This is a genomic window from Clostridium sp. CX1, assembly GCF_025398335.1.
GTDB lineage: Bacteria > Bacillota > Clostridia > Clostridiales > Clostridiaceae > Clostridium_AM > Clostridium_AM tanneri.
This window is the reverse complement of the sequence record NZ_JAODOO010000001.1, coordinates 197,238-214,287: the sequence shown is the minus strand read 5'-3', so window position 1 is coordinate 214,287 and position 17,050 is coordinate 197,238. Positions and strand designations below refer to the sequence as shown.

The 17,050-nt window shown below is 33.0% G+C and carries 12 protein-coding genes and 1 pseudogene; all 13 read right to left on the bottom strand.

From position 1 onward, the window contains the following. Window positions 1–105: 105 nt before the first annotated feature. Window positions 106–1,485, bottom strand: coding sequence for a DUF4179 domain-containing protein (locus N4T77_RS00955; protein WP_261669836.1), 1,380 nt, complete (start codon window positions 1,483–1,485; stop codon window positions 106–108). Further along, window positions 1,478–2,026 carry a sigma-70 family RNA polymerase sigma factor gene (locus N4T77_RS00950; RefSeq protein WP_261669835.1) on the bottom strand — a complete coding sequence of 183 codons (549 nt, stop codon included), beginning with the start codon at window positions 2,024–2,026 and terminating at the stop codon, window positions 1,478–1,480. The genes N4T77_RS00955 and N4T77_RS00950 overlap by 8 nt, the downstream gene beginning before the upstream one ends. 343 nt (window positions 2,027–2,369) lie before the next feature. Beyond that, complete coding sequence (locus N4T77_RS00945) at window positions 2,370–3,215, bottom strand: aldo/keto reductase (RefSeq protein ID WP_261669834.1); 846 nt, start codon at window positions 3,213–3,215, stop codon at window positions 2,370–2,372. Window positions 3,216–3,419: 204 nt separating this feature from the next. Further along, window positions 3,420–5,318: a ribosomal protection-like ABC-F family protein gene (gene abc-f / locus N4T77_RS00940; protein ID WP_261669833.1), complete on the bottom strand. Its 1,899-nt coding sequence runs from the start codon at window positions 5,316–5,318 to the stop codon at window positions 3,420–3,422. Window positions 5,319–5,689: 371 nt separating this feature from the next. Beyond that, a complete protein-coding gene (locus N4T77_RS00935) occupies window positions 5,690–5,836 on the bottom strand; it encodes a hypothetical protein (protein WP_261669832.1) in 147 nt (48 codons plus the stop codon). Between the two features lie 121 nt (window positions 5,837–5,957). After that, on the bottom strand, window positions 5,958–7,001 hold the full coding sequence (locus tag N4T77_RS00930) for an aldose epimerase family protein (RefSeq protein ID WP_261669831.1): 1,044 nt from the start codon (window positions 6,999–7,001) through the stop codon (window positions 5,958–5,960). A gap of 171 nt (window positions 7,002–7,172) precedes the next feature. Next, on the bottom strand, window positions 7,173–9,164 hold the full coding sequence (locus N4T77_RS00925; protein WP_261669830.1) for a methyl-accepting chemotaxis protein: 1,992 nt from the start codon (window positions 9,162–9,164) through the stop codon (window positions 7,173–7,175). Between the two features lie 152 nt (window positions 9,165–9,316). Next, window positions 9,317–10,810: a UDP-glucose--hexose-1-phosphate uridylyltransferase gene (gene galT, locus N4T77_RS00920; protein WP_261670009.1), complete on the bottom strand. Its 1,494-nt coding sequence runs from the start codon at window positions 10,808–10,810 to the stop codon at window positions 9,317–9,319. Between the two features lie 21 nt (window positions 10,811–10,831). Further along, a pseudogene (locus N4T77_RS00915) lies at window positions 10,832–11,977 on the bottom strand (galactokinase); the annotation flags it as partial. 127 nt (window positions 11,978–12,104) lie between these two features. After that, complete coding sequence (locus tag N4T77_RS00910; protein ID WP_261669829.1) at window positions 12,105–12,680, bottom strand: indolepyruvate oxidoreductase subunit beta; 576 nt, start codon at window positions 12,678–12,680, stop codon at window positions 12,105–12,107. 2 nt (window positions 12,681–12,682) lie between these two features. Next, window positions 12,683–14,464, bottom strand: coding sequence for an indolepyruvate ferredoxin oxidoreductase subunit alpha (gene iorA / locus N4T77_RS00905; RefSeq protein ID WP_261669828.1), 1,782 nt, complete (start codon window positions 14,462–14,464; stop codon window positions 12,683–12,685). A gap of 28 nt (window positions 14,465–14,492) precedes the next feature. Beyond that, on the bottom strand, window positions 14,493–15,617 hold the full coding sequence (gene hisC, locus N4T77_RS00900) for a histidinol-phosphate transaminase (RefSeq protein ID WP_261669827.1): 1,125 nt from the start codon (window positions 15,615–15,617) through the stop codon (window positions 14,493–14,495). 77 nt (window positions 15,618–15,694) lie between these two features. Next, a complete protein-coding gene (buk, locus tag N4T77_RS00895) occupies window positions 15,695–16,756 on the bottom strand; it encodes a butyrate kinase (protein WP_261669826.1) in 1,062 nt (353 codons plus the stop codon). Window positions 16,757–17,050 lie beyond the last annotated feature (294 nt).

The following is a 17,050-nucleotide window of genomic DNA, read 5'->3' as shown; positions in this document are numbered from 1 at the left end:
GTATTAGATTACCTTCTCAGTGAAATTTTTTAGAAAACCTATTAGATTCGATAGGTTTTCTAAAAAATAAACTCTAAACTGACAAAGAAGAAGTTAGATATATAACTATTGCAAATTAATTTTTATAGCCTGATCTTTAAGCAAATCAATTTTCTGTACTCCAGTAAATGTACCAATCTTCGCTATCTTTGAAAAATCTACATTTTTATTACCAAAGGTTAGCGTCTGGGTAAATTCTCCAGTTTGTCTATCAACTGCCGTAGTGCTTCCATTAGCGCCGAGGTCAAGATCGTTTCCAGCGGCATCGTAGAATAGAAATGCGGGATCCCATAATTGAAGTCCTTCATTATGGTACTTAATTCTTATTACGTTTTTATCAAACTCTATCTTATCAACAATTCTACTGCCGGCATTATTAGTTTTAAAGGTTATAGGCAGCTTCTGAATATCAACCTTTTCAATAATTGCCTTACCTGACTCAGTAAATTTTATTGGTACTAAGCTTATGTATTTCATACCGGTACTCCCTTTAATAAATTCAAAAGAATTCGTTGCTTTACCAAAGCGGCTGCCCTGTATATCAGTATTTAATACATCTAAATTATTCCCCTTATCATCAAAGATAGCAAATATATCAAAGAGCCTGTCATTCAAGGTTTTTTCACTTATAACTATTTGGTCTCCAAAGGGAGAAATAGATACCTTATCTATTATAATACTATGTTTATAGTCTCCTAAATCAATAGTTTTCTTTATATTAGGCTTTACTGTTTTTGTTTCAACAGCAACATCAGATTTGTCTACACTAGCTGTAATTACCCATTTTCCTTTTGTTTTGAAGATTTCATCTGTAGATATTTCAACATCAAACTTCTCAGGTAAGTTAATTTGAGATACATTAAATCTTCTCATTACCTTTAAGACCTTATCACTCTGAAAGTAAGCATCTATATCATTGTGGTTGGATTCCTTTGCCTCTTTTCCGTTGATTTTAAGTTTTAGAAAAGGTGTAGATAAAAAGGCCTCAAAAATCTTAGCATCATCGTCATTAGGGAACATATTTATTGAGTTTTGACTCTCTATAGTATAAAAGATATTCATAAAGTTATCATCTGTCGCTATATTTTCTACTTTAAATTTTATGCCTTTGTCCTGAACAGAAACCCCTATTGACTTATTAAATTTATCAAAGCTGGTTTTATCAGTAATATATCGTGTATCTTTTGTATTATCAAAGTGTGATATAATTCCGCTTAATGTATTTTTAATTGTTGAAGTGGTACTTGCCAGAACAGTAGTACAGGATATGGCAGCTACCAATGCGGCAACTAAGGCTATCTTTTTTATAGACCTCTTATGTTTTTTATTATTAGGTAAGTTAGCAAGCGTGTTATTAATACTCCTATTTAAATTCTCTGGTATATAACAGACTTCTTCTCGAGCCTTTTTTTTGAGCAGCTTATCAAAATTATCTAATTTATTCAAAACTATCACCTCCTGAGTTTTCCTCCATCATTACCTTAAGCTTTACTTTGGCTCTGCTTAGTCTGGACTTTACCGTACCTTCAGAGAGGTTTAAAATCTTACTAATATTCTTTATACTTATATCATCATAGTAAAACAAAATGATCACACTCTTAAACTCATCCTTTAATTGGTTAACATAAAACATAAGGTTATCGTCAGTTTTATCTTCGTAGCTTCCTTCATAGGCTGTAAAATCATCTGTAAGCTCTATTTTCTTGTGTTTTTTTATTATGCTGTAACATTCATTGACAAGTATTTTCATAATCCAAGGTTTAAAGCTATTCATTGCTTTTAGTTTATGTATATTCGTATAGGCTTTAATAATAGTTTCACTTATAGCGTCTTGAACATCAGCTTCGGTTTTTAAAATACTTTTTGAGAGCCTATAGAGAGAAACCTTATTCTCCAGAATAAGTTCCGCAAAAGAATCCTTACTTAGAGTTTTAAAGTTAACAACTTCTATTTTGGAATTTACTGTAGTACTATTTTCTAATTCCAATCTACCACCTCCATACATATGATAGATGATCTATAACTCCAAAAGGTTCCCGAATATTGGGAGAATAAATAAATTATACAATAAAAATGGTTTGGTAATTCTAGAAATGCTTGGAATGAAATGAGTTTATGCAAAGTTAATTCGCCATCTTCTTGAAATATTGAGTATTCTAGGTTGACAACCCCACCTAGAATTTTTTTAGGCTATGTTTTAACATCATATTAAAACATAGCCTAAAATATTTAATGCTCAACGTATAACATCATCTTATACACAGGCTGCCAAGTCTAATTACTAGGCTACCTTTGAGTCCCATAATAATGCTAAGATAAATTAGCTCACCTTATTTATTAAATATGTCAGGATTTGCATAAACATTATCTGGATCTTTTCCAAATCTTAGACCTTGATCTAATTGTTGAATTTTATCCATATCCTCTTCACTTAGTTCAAAATCAAATATATCTGTATTTTCTTTTATTCTTGCAGGAGTTGTTGACTTAGGAATTGTAACAATCCCCTTTTGCAAATCCCACCTTAATACAATTTGAGATACTGTTTTTCCATATTTCTTTGCAAGCTCTTGTAATAAATCAACTTTAAGGATATTACCTCTCATCAATGGTGACCATGCTTCTAACTGTATGTTATTATCTTTGCAGAAGTCTAGTAAGTCATTTTGAATAAGGTAAGGATGGAACTCCACTTGATTTACCATTGGTGGAATTTCAGCATCTTCCATTAAATCTCTTAAGTGACTTTCTTTGAAATTACATACTCCAATAGCCCTTACCCTTCCTTCCTTATAAAGCTTTTCTAAGGCTCTCCAGGTTTCTTTATTCAAAAGCTGAGGCCAGTGAATTAAATATAAATCAAGATAGTCTGTTTGAAGCTTTTTAAGGGAAGTTTCAAAAGCATTTAAAGTTTTTTCATAGCCTTGGTCTGAGTTCCAAACCTTACTTACTAAAAATATCTCTTTTCTTTCTATTCCTCTTTCCTTTAATGCAGTTCCAATTCCCTCTTCATTATTATAAAGAGAAGCTGTATCAATATGTCTATAGCCTATCCTAAGAGCTTCCTTTACTGATTCAGTAACTGTACTCCCATCTTCTATCTTATAAGTACCAAAACCAAGCCATGGCATCTTCACTCCATTATTTAATGTGGTGCAGCTATTTATGTTTTCCATTATAATCGTCCTTTCTTTATAAAATATATTTGTAAAAATCCTTAAAAACATAAATTACTTATTTCCATAGCAATTTATGTTTTTTACTATCATTTCCTATAATTATACTGAAAGGATTTATTAAAATCAAAAGTTTTTATTATGATGTTAACAATACTGTGCTGCAAAAATTTTCAGTACAAAGTTAGCTTACTTAAACAAACACTATAAACTTTCTATTTCCATCCACTTTTCAAGAGTTGAATCTAATTCTGCTTGAACTCCTACTCTTTCTTTTTCTAGCTCCAACAATTTGTCATAGTTACTTCCGCTATCAACCATTTCATTATTTATAGCTTTTAACTTTTCTTCGAGTTCTGCTACTGTCTTTTCCAACATTTCAGCTTCCTTTATCTTGTTATTAGACAGCTGTTTTTTAGTATTTGCTTTGTCCTTTAATTTTTTCTCTTTTTCTTTATTAAGAGGTTCTATTTTATTTTTACTGGACTCATCCTTCTTCTCTCTATAATATTCATAATTTCCATAGTAATCTACGACTCTTCTATTTTCTATTTCACATATTCTATCTGCAAGTTTATTTATAAAGAATCTATCATGGGATACAAATAAAATAGTTCCACTAAACTCCATTAAAGCATCTTCAAGATTTTCCCTAGAATCTATATCCAAGTGATTAGTTGGTTCATCAAGTATTAATAAATTTATATTATTTTGAATCAACTTACAAAGCTTAAGCCTGCTTTTTTCTCCTCCAGAGAGATTCTTAACCCTTTTAAAAACACTTTCTCCATAGAATAAAAATTTGGCTAGTATTCCCCTTGCTAAACCTTCTAAAATATTCATATCCTCTCTAAAAGCTTCAAGGACCGTTAATTCTTCATTGCTAAAGGTTATATTTTGAGGAAGGTATCCTATTTTAGTGTTGGCTCCAAGCTTTGCTTCCCCAAAATCAGCCTCAACTTCGCCTAAAAGTATTTTTATAATAGTTGATTTACCGCTTCCATTATCACCTACTAAAGCTGTACGCTCTCCATATCTAACATATAAATTTAAATTCTCTAACAGCTTTTTCTGCTCAAAGCTTTTACATAGGTCTTTAATAATTACTACTTCTTTACCAGACCTGTCTGCATCAGCAAAATCTAATTGAATTTTAGGTTGCTCTATTAGAGGTTTATCAATTTTTTGTATTTTATCTAACCTCTTTTGCATACTTTCTGCTCTTTTAAAAAACTTTTCATTATCTCCCTGGGCAGCCCATTGCCTTAATTGTTTTATTGCTTTTTCCATAGCCTTTATTTTTTTCTGTTGATCCTTATAAGCTTCAAACTGCTCAAAAACTCTTCTTTGCTTTTCCTTAATATAATAGGAGTAATTACCATTGTATAAAGAACTTTCTCCATCTTCAATTTCAAGTATCTTTGTCACTACTCTATCTAAGAAATATCTATCATGAGAAATAACCAGCACTGTTCCTTTATATCCTTTAAGATATCCTTCAAGCCATTCTATTGATGCCATATCTAAATGATTTGAAGGCTCATCAAGAAGAAGTATATCTGGATTCTGCAATAGAATTTTCCCTAATACTACGATGGTCTTTTCACCACCACTTAAACTTATGAACTCTCTATTTAGAAATTCATCATTGAATTTTAACCCAGTACAAACCTTGCTCATATTTTCTTCTATTTCATAACCACCTTTTGCTTCATAAAGTTCATTAAGCTCACCATATTTTCTTATTGCATATTCCAATTTACTACCTTCTAAAGTAGCCATCTCTAATTCTAATGTCTTTAATTCTTTACCTATTTCATATTGGATTTCAAAAGCAGTTTTTAAAACATCTAATACTTTAAATTCTTCAGAATAGCTAGGTATTTGATCTAGGTACCCTATAGTAGCATTTTTTCTTATAAAAATATCACCCTTATCCTGTTTTTCAATACCAGCAATAATTTTAAATATTGTAGTTTTACCTGCACCATTTCTTCCTATTAATCCAACTCTTTCTCCACTTTCAACTTCAAAATTAATGTTCCTAAAGATTCTATTGCCACCAAAATATTTTTCTATTTCTTTTAATGCTAACTGTATCACTGTTAACTCCTCCCTATGTTTATGTTTTTTTGCAAAATAATAAAACCTAAGCAAGTAATACTCACCTAGGCTTTTATATTTTGAAACAAAATTGTGGAAAGAAATTAATGGCTAGAAATAACCTAAATACTGGCGGCACAAATCAATACCATCTCTAGATATAGAACTAGCTTTATCCGATGACTACCCGCTCTAATACTCCCTCTTCCCTAAGAGGGAGTATTAGAGCGGCTGCGTCCTGGATTCGTTCAACTAAGAATCAGATGGAGTTGAAACTCCATCTGATTCAAGTTTCCACTTCATAATATAAAAATTAAAACCTAGGTAAGCTACTCCTTACCTAGGTTACAAATAACAAAATTATAATGTATTTAAGGTAAAGATAACTCACTTCTTTTTAGTATACTATTTAATTTTGGACAGACTTCTCCCGTAAAATCACAAACTACATGTGTGATTCCAGATAATGACATTGGTAGTCTATCTAAAATTGTATTTACTAAAAAGACCTTAGCCATCTTTTTCACCTCCATAACTTTTTTATATAACATATTAAAATTACCATATATTCTACTAATTATCAATATTTATTTTTAGATATTCTTTTAAGTCATTATACCCTATAGCTTAACTACTTAATTATTCAAGTGAAAAAGTATACTTAGTTCTTGAAATAAAAATCTCCTCTGGCCTTAAAATGCAATCAGGGAAACTCTCATGATGAATTGCATCTGGTGGTATCTGAGTTTCTAAACAAAGCCCTAAGTAGTTCCTAGAACTTACTCCATAAAGGTCCATTCCTTCTTCTAATTGATTACTGGTATAAAGTACAACTGCTGGTGCATCTGTATTCATTACTAATTTACGACCGCTTTCCTCATCCCACAGCAGTATTTCAGAGTTATTACTGTTTAATATAAAGGTATGATCATAGCCCTGTCCAACTATTTTGTTTTGAATATAATTAGAACTAACGCCCTCTTTTATTTTTCTTCCCTTTCTAAAATCAAAAACTGTATCACTTACCTCTAAAACCTTTCCAGTAGGCAGTAATTCTTCATCTATTTCTAAGAACTTACTACTATCTACTTTCAAACTGTGTTCTAACACATCTCTCTTTAAATTACCGCTCAAATTAAAATAACTATGGTTTGTTGGATTAAATAAGGTTGTCTTATCTGTTTCTGCCTTATATTGAATTATAAATTCATTATTATTGTTAAGGATATATTCTACTTTCACATCAAGGTTTCCTGGATAGCCTTCTTCTCCATCTAAACTGGTATAGGAAAATTCTATCTTAATTTCATCTTCCCCTTCTGTAATTTCTGCCTCCCATATTACATCATTAAAACCTTTTACCCCTCCATGTAGATGGTTCTTTCCATCGTTATTTGCTAATGTATAAGTTCTTCCTTCTAGTTCAAATTCTCCTCCTTTTATCCTCCCTGCTACCCTTCCTACAACGGCTCCAAAATAAGGAGACTTTTCCCTATAGCTTTCTATATCCTCAAAGCCCAACACAATATTTTCATACTTTCCATGCCTGTCTGGAGTTACTATCTTTGTAATTACACAACCATAATCTAAGCAACTAATTTCTATCCCCTTATCATTTTTTAATGTGTATTCGTATACATTTTCCCAATTTATTTCTCCAAAAAGCTTTTTAGTTACCTTCATACCTCTCATCCCCCTTTTTCATATACATTAACCCCAAGTCCAATGTGGAAAAACATACCTAAAACCTTAATTCAACCTTAAACCTTACTGCAGCAACTGTCAATATATGAATAGAACCATTTTTTACCCTAAAAAACAAAGTGCCTGTGTGAAAACAAGCACTTTATCATTTTAAACCTTAAACTTTGTAATTAAATCCTCTAGTTCTATAGCAATGTTATATAACTTTTCTGCAAAGTTTGATATTTGCTCTATGCTGGCAGATTGCTGCTGAGTAGATGCGGAAATTTCCTCTGTTGTAGAAGCAGCCTCTTCTACCACTGCAGATATATCTTCTATGGCCTTAACAACCTCTTTTTTATCCTTGCTCATTTGTCCAATATCCTTAATTAAAGAATCAATTTTTTCAATGATATTTGTAACTGACTTATCTATACTAACAAAGGCCTCCTCTGTTACCTTGCTCATTTCACTTGTGTTTTCTATAGTTTCTCCTGCAACAATCATTTCTCCTTTCGTACTCTCAATTATTCCTTTAAATTCCTCTATAATATTTTCAATCTCTACAGTAGATTCTGCTGTATCAGAAGCAAGCTTTTTAATCTCATTTGAAACTACTGCAAAGCCTTTTCCTGCCTCTCCAGCCCTTGCTGACTCTATGGCAGCGTTAAGTGAAAGTAAATTGATTTGAGAGGTTATATTTTTTATTGTCTCAGTAATTACGCTGATTTTTCTTGATTTTTCATCAAGAATAACTACTTTTTCCCCAACTCTGCTTGCAACGGCTTTATTTTTCTCTACTACACTTTGAAGTTTAGCAGCAACCTCTATTCCGTTGTCCTTAGCCTTTTTACTTTCGTCTATAAGCTCCCTTATTTGTGAAGAGGTATTATTGGCGTCTTCAATTTCCTTAGAAAGCATTTCTAGTTTAACTGCACTTATTTGTGTGTTTTTAGCCAATTCAGTAGATCCTTGTGCCATATCATCAATTGCCTTTGCTATACTTTCAATTGACCCTGTTGTTTCTCCCAAGGTAGAGGATAGCTCTTTAATGTTTTTTTCTATAACAAGATACGTCTGCTGTATCTTCTCTATTATTTCTCTCATGGTCTTCCTTGTGTTTTCCAGGGCCTTAGCCATAACTCCTGTTTCATCTTTTTTCTTATAAATCTTTTCAATATCATCATCCTTAACTAAATCCAGCTGTTCTGTTTTAACTAAAAGCTCTGTTACTTTCTCTATTGGTTTTACAAAGGAAGTACCAATAACTATGCTTAGCAAAATAACGGTAATGACAGTTATAGCTACTAAAGAGACAACTACCTTAGTATTTTTATTTAACCCCTCTAATACTTCTGATGTCTTTCCTGTCACAACTAACTGCCAATTTGCCGCATCTATTGCATGATAGTAACCTAATCTCTCTGTCTTATCAAAGGCTATATACTCCAAGTTACCGCTATGATTTTTAAATACAGTTTCCTGAAAGACTTTAGCATTATCAGGATTTACCTCGGCGTACTTTTTCCCTATATTCTCCTTTGTTGGATGAAATAAAAATACAGTAGTATTCTTATTTATTAAATATCCATAACCTGTTTCTCCTATTTTTATGTCCTGCACAGTTTTAATCATTCTTTCTGCATCAACTGTCAGCATAAATAAACCTTTAAATTCTCCTCCATCCTTTATTATAGGCTTTATAAATACTATTACATTCTTTCCAGTACTTTTGCTTGTGACTATATCACTGAGTATAATGGAGTCCCCCTTTTGAGCCCTTAAGAAATACTCTCTATCAATAACACTGCTCTTTTTCCCTTTGTCATCTACTGCATTACCTTTGCCATCGGAAAAAACCACACTATCAATACCAGCATACTGTCCTTTAATACTTTCTAACATTGGTACAATACTGTTTTCATCAGTTGTTTGTATTTCAGGGTGACTTTTGTATACTGCATCTAACAAATCTATCTTTTCTTCCATCCACAGGTTTATTCCATCTGCTTTACTCTCTGCAAGATCCTGCAGGTGGGCGGTTATTTCTTTGTTTTGATTACTGCTGTAACTTAAAAGCTGATAAGAATTAGTAATTAAAAGCGGAATTAAGGATAATACTAGCGTGAAAATCAGTAGTTTTATTTTAATACTTTTTACCACTTAACTTCTCCCCCTCGTAAAAATATGTGAATATGGTTTTTATCTAGTACATAATATGTACTATTTTTAAACTTGTCCTTAACTTAAAATAAATAAAGAGATAGAATATAAATCTTATTTACACTCTATCTCTCTACTTATTTCTAAACTAATTAATTCAAGCTTTCTATAAATCTCTTAAAGGCCTTTCTTCCTCTTTCATCTCTCTTAAATACTGCTGCATCTTCTAATACTCTCTTAAATTTAGCTGCAGTCTCTTTTCTTATTATTTCCTCTAAGTTATCACTATTTAATTTTTCTCTATATCTTTCTTTTAACTCTTCTGCCCAATTTTTATGGTATTCTGCTATATTGTCTTTATGCCCTAACAAATACTCCCCTACATCTTTTAACTCGGTTTTAAGTCTTGCTGGAAGGACTGCTAGTCCCATAACTTCAATTAGTCCTATATTTTCCTTTTTGATATGATGAACATCTTCCCTAGGATGAAAAATACCTAGAGGATGGTCTTTACTGGTGCGGTTATTTCTAAGTACAAGATCTAGTTCAAAGAAGTTGTTCTTTTTTCTCGCTATAGGGGTAATGGTATTATGTGGAACCTCCTTTGTATAGGCATATATATCTACTGAATCATCACTATATCTTCTCCAGGAGTTTAAAATATGTTCTGCTGTATCTACTAGTGATGCTATATTTGCGCTTTTTAAGCGAATTACAGACATTGGCCATTTAATTACAGCACATTGAACCTCTGGAAACCTATCTATTTTAAATTTGTATTCTTCTTCTGCCTTTGCCATAACAAATTCATATCTACCACCTTGATAATGATCATGGGATAGTATGGAGCCTCCTACAATCGGAAGGTCCGCATTGGAGCCAAGAAAATAGTGTGGAAATAATTCTACAAAAGCCAGCAGACGAGAAAAGCTTTGGCGATCTATTTTCATATCTCTATGCTCTTTGGAAAGTACTATACAGTGTTCATTATAATAGGAATAAGGAGAGTATTGTAAATACCACTGCTCCTTTAATAAATCTATTCTAATCATACGATGATTAGAGCGGGCAGGGTGTCCTATTCTTCCTGCATATCCTTCATTTTCAATACACAGCAGACACTTAGGATAGTTTGTGCTTTTTAACTTTCCTTCTTTTATGATATCCTTTGGATTTTTTTCTGGTTTAGATAGATTTATAGTAATATCAAGTTCTCCATATTCTGTACTTGCCTTGTAATTAATGTTTTTTCCAATCCTCTTACTTTGAATATAATTGCTGCTTTTACTTAAACCATAAAAGTATTCCGTTGCCCTTTCTGGATTTTCTTTATATCTTTCATAAAAATGCTTATTAATTACAGAAGGCCTATCTATAAAGCAATCCATTATGCTGCTAGACAGTATTTCCCTTTCATCAAAAATATCTTCAATTACTCCCTTTTCACAGCCGTACTCCACTATTTTTTCTAATAACTCTGGTATATCTTCATTATTTACTTCTCCAGCAGTCTCTGCAGCTTTCATCTCCTCTATACCTAAAAGAGCAATAATTCTGTTTGATACATAAACTTCATCTTCTTTTTCAATAAGCCTTGCATCTACTGCTTTATTAATTAACTTTCTAATAACTTCATATATATTTATAGTTATCCTTATTTCTTTTGCTCCGTCACCAATATCTGCAGTGTAGAAGGAAGCCTCATATCCTATAATTTCTTTGTATCTCTTTCCTACCTCCTTAATAAACTTTTCTGTATATTCCTTTTCAACAATAGCAATAGCACAGCCTCCAAAGCCTGCCCCAATCATACGGGAACCTAAGACTCCTTTTTGCTGCCAAGCTGACTCCACTAAGGTATCTAATTCTTTTCCTGTAACTTCATAATCATAACGAAGGGAATTGTGAGAATCATTAACTAGCTTCCCAAACTCTATTAATTTTCCCTTTTTCAATTCTTCCAGTGCCTTTATGGTACGACGATTTTCATAAACTGCATGTTTTGCCCGTCTTATTAATATTTCATCGCCAATGACCTTTTTATGACTTTCAAAGCTTTCTTCATCTAGCTCACCAAGGGATTTTACCTTTATCACTGTCTGAAGTCTTCTTAAGGCCTCTTCACATTCTGCCCTTCTTTCATTGTACTTGGAGTCTGTTAGTGAACGACGTTTATTTGTGTTCATAATAATGATATTGTGATTATCTAAGGTTATTGGTGCATAGGAATAGTTTAAGGTTTCACAGTCAAGTAAAACTCCATAGCCTTCTTTTCCCATCCTAATGGCAAACTGGTCCATTATACCACTGTTTACCCCTATAAATTCATTTTCCACCCTTTTTCCTATCTTCACCATCTCAATAGGATCTATATCTAAATTAAATAACCCTTCTAATAGTACTGCTGTCACTAACTCAATAGATGCAGAGGAAGATAGTCCTGCACCATTTGGTATTTCTCCATAAAATAAAATATCCATTCCTGAATTAATATCAAAGCCTGCTTCGATAAAATAACGGATTATTCCCTTTGGGTAGTTACTCCAAGCATCCTCTCCTTTATAGTCTAAAGCCTTCAAGGAAAATTCTATTATTCCCTTTTCTTCAAAATTCATAGAATACATACGAACTACATTTTTATTATTTTTTTCAGCAAAAGCATATGTGCCAAGAGTGATTGCACAAGGAAAAACATGTCCACCATTATAATCTGTGTGTTCTCCAATTAAATTAATTCTTCCTGGAGCAAAGAATAGTCTATAATTTTCCTGCCCAAATTTATCTTTAAAAATATCCCCACAGCCATTAAGCATTTGAATACCCCCTTGTGTTCTGTGCTTTTAAAACAAAGTAAATTTTACTAAAATTTTACTCCTTTTTCACTAGGAACTCAATAAAAAACTGGCACATGCTTTTAAACATATGCCAGTTTTTTATTCATTATACAGCCATACCTCTTTCAAGAGCAGCTATATTTAAGTCAACAAATTTTTCCTTTACATTTTCACGAACTGCTTTAACCCAGTCTACTTCTGGAAGGTTTAGAGCCTTTACAAGGCCTCCAAGCATAACTACGTTCTGTGCCTTAATGTTTCCAAGTTCTAACGCTTCTCCTGATGCATTTATAATAGTTAGATTTTTGAAAGCTCCCTTTAATCTGTCTACTACATCCTCTGGATATTGTTCCTTTCCTGAAAGCACAGTAGCAGAAGGTATAGCATAATCATTTACTACTATTTTTCCATCTGGCTTTAAATACTCTATCCATCTTAAAGCTTCTATTCTTTCAAAGGCAACAATTACATCTGCCTGGCCTTTTCCTATGATAGGTGAATATACCTTTTTACCATATCTAACCTGTGTTGTAACGCTTCCTCCTCTTTGAGCCATTCCATGAACCTCTGACATCTTTACGTCATAACCTGCATCTATTAATCCAGCACAAAGTATTTTAGAAGCTAGTATTGTACCCTGTCCTCCAACACCAACTAAAAGAATATTTTTTACGTCACTCATTACTATTCACCTACCCTTTCTATTGCTTCAAATGGACAAACTTGTGCACATAATGAACAGCCTACACACATAGTCTTATCTATGCTTGAATATTCCTTCATTGATATAGCTGGACATCCTGTCTTAGTACACATCTTACACTTCTTACATTTATCTTCATTTACTTCATAGCTCTTAACGCTGCAATCAAACTGCTGCTTATCTTCTACACTTAACTTTTTAAGAACGCATGGCCATTTTGTAATGATAACAGAAGGTTCGTCAGCTTTTAATGCTTCATTTACTGCTTCATCTGTTTCCTTTAGGTTTAATGGGTTTACAACCTTTACATTCTTAACTCCTACAGCTCTACAAAGCTTTTCTATATCTATAGCTTCAGTCTTTTCTCCCATTAAAGTATAGCCTGTACCTGGGTTTTCCTGATGTCCTGTCATTCCAGTTATTCTGTTATCTAGAACTATAGTAACAGAATTTCCTTTGTTATAAACTACATCTATTAAGCTTGATAGTCCTGTATGGAAGAAAGTTGAATCTCCTAGCACAGCTACTACCTTTTTGTTTTCCCCTCTCATGTTGAAAACCTTTTGTGCTCCGTGACCAGCACTTACAGAAGCTCCCATGCAGATACAAGTATCCATTGCATTTAAAGGCTCTGCAGAACCTAGAGTATAACAGCCTATATCTCCAGTAATCATAATGTTCTTTTTCTTTGATAAGCTGTAGAATAGACCTCTGTGTGGACATCCTGCACATAAAGTAGGTGGTCTTGAAATAACTCCCTGTTGTAGTGCTTCAAGGCTGCTTGCTACTTCTTCTTTAGCTTCCTCTGCTACAAGAGCACTAGCAACTACATCTGGATTTAACTCTCCCATGTTTGTAATTTTATCTTTGCCTATACAAGCTATTCCTCTAGCCTTTATCTGCTCTTCTATATAAGGCTCAAGTTCTTCTATTACATATAAAGTTTCTACTTCTTTAGCAAAAGCTTCTATTTTTGCAAAAGGAAGTGGATGAGTAAATCCTAATTTTAAATAGGAAGCCTTATCTCCGAATACTTCTTTAGCATATTGATAAGATATACCGGAAGTTATTATACCTATTTTCTTATCTGCCCACTCAATTGTGTTTAGAGGAGTATTATTACTAAATTCCTCTAATTTTTTTAGTCTATCTTCAACAACTACGTGAAGTTTCTTAGCATGAGCTGGTGTAATAATGAACTTATCTGGTGTTTTTACATAAGGCTTCATTTCCACCTCTTGTCTTTCTCCTAGTTCAACTAAAGACTTTGAGTGACATATTCTTGTGGAAACTCTAAAAAGTACTGGAGTATCGAAGTTCTCTGATATTTCTAAAGCATCTTTTACAAAATCCTTTGCTTCCTGACTGTCACTTGGCTCTACCATAGCTATTTTAGCAAACTTTGCATAATATCTATTATCCTGTTCATTTTGTGATGAATGCATTCCTGGATCATCTGCAGAAACTAGTATAAAGCCTCCATTTACTCCCTCATAAGCATAAGTCATGAAAGGATCTGCAGCTACATTCACTCCTACGTGCTTCATAGCTGATAGAGATCTTGCTCCTGCTATAGAAGCACCTATTGCAACTTCTACTGCAACCTTTTCATTTGGAGCCCACTCTGAGTAAATTTCCTTATACTCTGAAATATTCTCAAGTATTTCTGTAGATGGTGTTCCTGGGTAAGCTGCTGCTACATTTCCCCCTGCTTCATAAAATCCTCTGGCAATTGCTTCATTACCTGTCATAAGCTTTTTCATTTATGTTCCCCCTTCTTTTTTAACCCTATTATGCTAAACTTAATTCATTTTTACAAAGTTCATTTAACACTTCATCTAATTTATCTACAAACTTTTGTGTTTGCTCAATTGTGCCTGTGCTTATTCGGAGCCAGCTATCCCAACCCCATAGATATCCTGGTCTTATTATTATTCCCTTTTTCAATAATTCATTGAAGACCACTCTTGAGTCTTCTCCTATATTAACAAATATAAAGTTTGCATTAGACTTTATATATTCAAAACTTCTTTTATTAAAATATTCTTCCATTAATCCTAGTGACTTGTAGTTTAATTCTACAGTTTTTTGTATATGCTCTGTATCCTCAAGTGCTCCTAATGCTGCTGCCTGTGCTAATCTATTTACGCTAAAAACTAGTCTTATCTTATTCATAGCATCAGCAATTTCCTTAGAAGTCAAAAGGTATCCTATTCTAACAGCAGCTATTCCAGCAACCTTAGAAAAAGTTCTCAGAATAATAGTATTTGGTCTCTTCTTTAATATTTCTAAGCTGTCTGGATACTCTGGATTCATAACAGCATAGTCATAATAAGCTTCATCTAAAACTATTACTACATCCTCAGGTACATTTTTCACAAAGCTATCTAACTCATCTTTAGTAGCTATATTTCCTGTAGGATTATTTGGATTACATATGAATATTAGTTTTGTATTATCATTTATAGTGCCTATAAAACCTTCAAAATCATGTTTATAATTCTTTAAAGGAAGCTTTACCGCTGTTCCTCCCATAAAGGATACTTCTGATGCATACTTATCAAAGGTAGTATCAGCCATTATTGCTTCATCGCCAGAATTTATAAAGGTTTCTGCTATTAATTTTAGAAGTTCTTCTCCCCCATTACCTGTAACGATGTTATCAACAGATAAATTATATTTTTCTGCTAGCTTTTCTTTTACCTTTGTAGCATTAGATTCTGGATATATATTAATGTACTCCGCTTCTTTTCTTATAGCCTCTATTGCTTTAGGTGATGGTCCTAATGGATTTTCGTTAGACGCAAGCTTTTCAATATCTTCTAAGCCTAATTCTCTCTTTAATTCCTCTACAGGCTTACCTGGAACATAAGGCCTTACTGAATTTACTTCATTTCTAAATAAACACTTTCCCATGATTTTCCCCCTATTAATATTAATTTAAATCATATTCCTGTGCCTTCCCCTTAAAAGTTATAAATCCATTTCCTTTATTAATCTAAGTCATACTCATGTGCCTTTTCTTCACCTTTTAATACTCTAAGAGTTCCAAAAGCTAGAGCCTCTAGTTCGTTTTCTCCTGGTACGATTTCCACATTGGCAATAAACTTTACTCTCTTTTGTATCCACTCTGTTATCATTTTTGAGTAGGCTATGCCTCCTGTTATTACTATTGCATCTACTTCCCCATCTACTACTGTAGCTAGCTCTCCTATTCCCTTTGCTATCTGATATGCCATAGCTTCATAAACTAGCTTAGCTTCTTCATCCCCGCTTAATATTTTCTTTTCTACTTCAAGGGCACTATTAGTTCCTAAGTAGGAAATAAGTCCACCCTCTCCTCTTAGCTTCTTTTTCATAACGTTTTTATCGTTTTTATAGCACATCTCTATTAATCGTTTACAAGGCACTCTTCCAGCCCTTTCCGGTGAGAATGGTCCTTCATCATCGGATACAATGTCAATCATTTTGCCCTTATTGTGAACACTTATGGATATACCTCCACCTAGGTGAGCCACAATAAAGTTAACCTCTTCATAAGGTTTTTGTATCTTTTCTGCTACTTTCATAGCCACTGCCCTCATGTTTAGCGCATGAACAAAGCTTTCTCTTTTTATATCTGCCATTCCAGATATTCTTGCAATATCCTGAAGCTCATCTACCGCTACGGAGTCATATATAAATGCTGGTATATGTAAAGGCTTTGATATTTCATTAGCAATTATAGCTCCTAAATTTGATGCATGTTCAACTAAAGGTCTTTTAGCTAATCTTTCCACCATAGCCTCATTTACTCTATAAGCTCCAGACTTAACTGGTGGCAGTAATCCCCCTCTTCCAACTACAGCAGAGAGCTCTTTAACATCAAAATTCATTTCTTCTAAAAGGTCCATTATGGCCTTATATCTCATTTCATACTGGTCTGTAATATTTTTATATTTTGCTATTTCTTCATTAGAGTGCTCTATATTTTTCTTAAATAATTCATTAGTATCTTCGTAAAGAGCTATCTTTGTAGAAGTAGAACCTGGATTAATAGCTAATATTTTATACATATATTCCCTCCAATTTGTTAGAATTTTTTAAAAACTATATTCAACCTTTTATATAGCAAATATTATGCCAATAATGTCCATCTTTTAATCTATTTATTTTACTAAGCTCCTGCAATTCATAATGAAATTAATGGGTTAATCGGTATGTTTTTTCAACACCAATCAACCCATTAAATTTTTTATCTAGGTTATTTTTGCTCTTGCATAGATAAATTAAATGTGTTATTATAATTTCAGCGAAGGACAGTAACATTGTTTACTCAGTATCTAAGCTAGTTTACAGGTACCTAGTGG